Genomic DNA, 2,771 nt, shown 5'->3' on the forward strand with positions numbered 1-2,771 from the left:
CGCCAGCAGGGTGCTCTTGCCGGCGCCGCTGGCCCCCAGCAGCGCCACCCGCTCACCGGGGGCCAGGCTGAGGTCGACGTCCTCCAGCCGGGGCCGTCCGCGGCCGCTGACACGGACGCCCCGCAGCGCGAGCACGGCGGTGGCGGGGCCGGCGGCCATGGGGGTCGAACAACGCGAACGTCCGATCCAGATTGCCAGCCGTCAGGGTCGGGTGCGCCCCACCAGAATTGACCCAACACCCCCGTCCTGCGCCCGCGGCCACCGATGACCTCCTCCAGCGGATCCAGGCCCTCGCTCCTCAATGGCCTCGCCCGGGTGCTGCTGTGCCTGGTGTTCCTGCACGCGGTGATCGGCAAGCTGACCGGATTCGGCGCCGTGGCCGGGATGATCGCCGGCCGGGGCATCCCCCTGGCGCCGGTGCTGCTGGCGGCGGCCGTGGCCCTGATGGTGGTGGGGTCGGTGCTGGTGATCAGCGGCTATCGGGCGCGACTCGGGGCGATCCTGCTGCTGCTGTTCCTGGTGCCCACCACCCTGCTGTTCCACAGCGATGTGGCCGACCCCCAGGAGCGGATCGCGCTGCTCAAGAACCTGTCGATCATGGGGGGCCTGCTGCTGGTGGCCGACCGCCGCCCCTGAACCGGACGGGCCGCGGCGCCATGGCCAGGCTGGGCGAGCATGGCCGGGCGGCGTCCTGCCCCCGCCGCCCGGTCCGATCCCATGATCTTCGCCTCCCCCCGCTCCTACATCCTCCTGTCGGTGGCGGCGGCGGTGGCCACCATCGTGCTGAAGACCGCGGCCTGGCGTTACACCGGCTCGGTGGGCCTGCTCTCGGATGCGATGGAATCCGGAGTGAACCTGGTGGCGGCCCTGGGAGCCTTCTGGGCCCTCAGCCTGGCGGCCAAGCCGGCCGACCGCACCCATCACTACGGCCACTTCAAGGCCGAGTACTTCTCCAGCGGCCTGGAGAGCGTCCTGATCGTGCTGGCGGCCGTGGCGATCATCCACTCCGCCGTGGGGCGCCTGCAGCACCCGGAACCGCTGGAGCAGCTGGGGCTGGGCATGGCCCTCTCCCTGGTGGCGACGCTGCTCAACGGCGTGGTGGCCTGGGTGCTGCTGCGGGCCTCCCGCCATTTCCACTCGATCACCCTGCGGGCCGACGCCCACCACCTGTTCACCGACGTCTGGACCTCCGCCGGCGTGCTGCTGGGCATCGGCCTGGTGAAGCTCACCGGCCTGACGATCCTCGACCCGCTGATCGCCATCGCCGTGGCGCTCAACATCACCCTGACGGGGTGGAATCTGCTGCGGGAGACGGCCACCGGCCTGCTCGACCGTGCGCTGCCCATCGACGAACAGGAAAAGCTGGAGGCGCTGCTGGCCTCCCACGAATCGGAGGAGATCCGCTTCCATGCCCTGCGCACCCGGGTGGCCGGATCGCGCCGCTTCGTCGCCTTGCATGTGCTGGTGCCGGGCCGCTGGACCGTGCAGGCCGGCCATGACCTCTGCGAGCGGCTGGAAGAGGAGATCGCCGTCGCCCTGCCCCGCAGCGATGTGCTGACCCACCTCGAACCGATCGAGGACCCGAAGGCCTGGGATGACCAGGGGTTCCGATGGGAGGAGGGCTGAGCCCCATACGATCCAGACAGCAGCGAGCGCGTCCCCGATGGCCACCGTTCTGATCACCGGCACCAACCGCGGCATCGGCCTGGAGTACTGCCGCCAGCTCCAGGCCAGGGGCGACACGGTGGTGGCGGTCTGCCGCACCCCGTCGCCGGAGCTGGAAAGCCTGGGGGTGCGCATTGAGGCGGGGATCGATCTCACCGATGGGGCCGCCATCGACGCCCTGGTGGAACGGCTGGGCGGCCTGAGCCTGGATGCGCTGATCCTCAACGCCGGGATCCTGGAATCCACCAGCCTGGGGGCCCTTGATGCCGAGAGCCTGCGGCGCCAGTTCGAGGTCAACGCCATCGCCCCCCTGCGGCTCACGCGGGCCCTGCTGGGCCATCTGAGCGAGGGCGCCAAGGTGATCCTGATGACGAGCCGCATGGGCTCGATCGACGACAACGGCTCCGGCGGCTCCTACGGCTACCGGATGTCGAAGGTGGCGCTCAACATGGCCGGCCGGTCGCTGGCCATCGACCTGCGCCCCCGCGGCATCGCCGTGGCCCTGCTCCACCCCGGCCTGGTGAGCACCCGCATGACGGGCTTCAGTACGCAGGGCATCAGCCCCGAGGAATCCGTGCGCGGCCTGCTGGCCCGCATCGATGCCCTCAGCCTCGAGACCAGCGGCAGCTTCTGGCACGCCAACGGCCAGCTGCTGCCCTGGTAGGCCGCAACGAGCTCTCAGGGGCCCGGCGGCAGTGGAAGGGCCAGCTGCAACTCCAGGCTCCGGTCGCCCCGCTTGATGCGCAGGCCCAGGGGCTGGCCCACCGGGTGGGCGGCCACCCGCTCGATCACCTGGCGGGCGCTGCTCACGGGCTGGCCATCGATCGCCGCGATGCCATCGCCGACCCGCAGGCCGGAGCGCTCCGCCAGCGAGCCGGGGGCCACCTGGTGGATCTCCACCCGGCCGCCGTGGGTTTCCAGGTACACCCCCAGCCGCAGGCCCGCCGGCGGCGGGGACACGACGCCGTAAACCGCCGTCGCCAGGCCCAGCTGCAGCGCCGCGCAGTCGAGGCTGGCCTCCCAGGGCAGCAACCAGGCCACGTCCGCCAGGCCCAGGGCCCGCAGCTGATCGGGCACGCCGTGGCCCCCGGCCAGGTGGCCGTTGC

5 protein-coding genes are annotated in these 2,771 nt (G+C 71.9%); 3 read left to right on the forward strand and 2 right to left on the reverse strand.

Annotation, left to right across the window (positions count from 1 at the left end; translation table 11 throughout):
* The coding region (locus VB737_RS06270; RefSeq protein WP_500312054.1) for an ATP-binding cassette domain-containing protein at positions 1-159 on the reverse strand (159 nt) is incomplete at its 3' end.
* Between the two features lie 105 nt (positions 160-264).
* Between VB737_RS06270 and VB737_RS06275 the strand changes: the two genes are divergently transcribed.
* From VB737_RS06275 to VB737_RS06285, 3 genes are all read left to right on the forward strand, one after another.
* On the forward strand, positions 265-636 hold the full coding sequence (locus VB737_RS06275) for a DoxX family protein (RefSeq protein WP_500312046.1): 372 nt from the start codon (positions 265-267) through the stop codon (positions 634-636).
* 81 nt (positions 637-717) lie between these two features.
* The gene (locus tag VB737_RS06280; protein WP_500312048.1) at positions 718-1,626 is read left to right on the forward strand and encodes a cation diffusion facilitator family transporter; all 909 of its coding nucleotides are present in this window, start codon (positions 718-720) and stop codon (positions 1,624-1,626) included.
* A gap of 37 nt (positions 1,627-1,663) precedes the next feature.
* The gene (locus tag VB737_RS06285) at positions 1,664-2,329 is read left to right on the forward strand and encodes an SDR family oxidoreductase (protein WP_500312050.1); all 666 of its coding nucleotides are present in this window, start codon (positions 1,664-1,666) and stop codon (positions 2,327-2,329) included.
* A 14-nt stretch (positions 2,330-2,343) separates the two neighbouring features.
* On the opposite strand, the gene VB737_RS06290 is transcribed toward VB737_RS06285, so the two are convergent.
* Positions 2,344-2,771 (reverse strand): PDZ domain-containing protein (locus tag VB737_RS06290; RefSeq protein WP_500312052.1); only part of this gene is annotated, 428 nt, incomplete at its 5' end.

Origin of the sequence: Synechococcus sp. BA-120 BA3 (assembly GCF_034931285.1) — a bacterium.
GTDB lineage: Bacteria > Cyanobacteriota > Cyanobacteriia > PCC-6307 > Cyanobiaceae > Cyanobium.

Bases quoted from the DNA above. Each gene is read 5' to 3' on its own strand.
- VB737_RS06275 (WP_500312046.1), top strand. From the start codon at position 265: ATGACCTCCTCCAGCGGATCCAGGCCCTCGCTCCTCAATGGCCTCGCC.
- VB737_RS06280 (WP_500312048.1), top strand. From the start codon at position 718: ATGATCTTCGCCTCCCCCCGCTCCTACATCCTCCTGTCGGTGGCGGCG.
- VB737_RS06285 (WP_500312050.1), top strand. From the start codon at position 1,664: ATGGCCACCGTTCTGATCACCGGCACCAACCGCGGCATCGGCCTGGAG.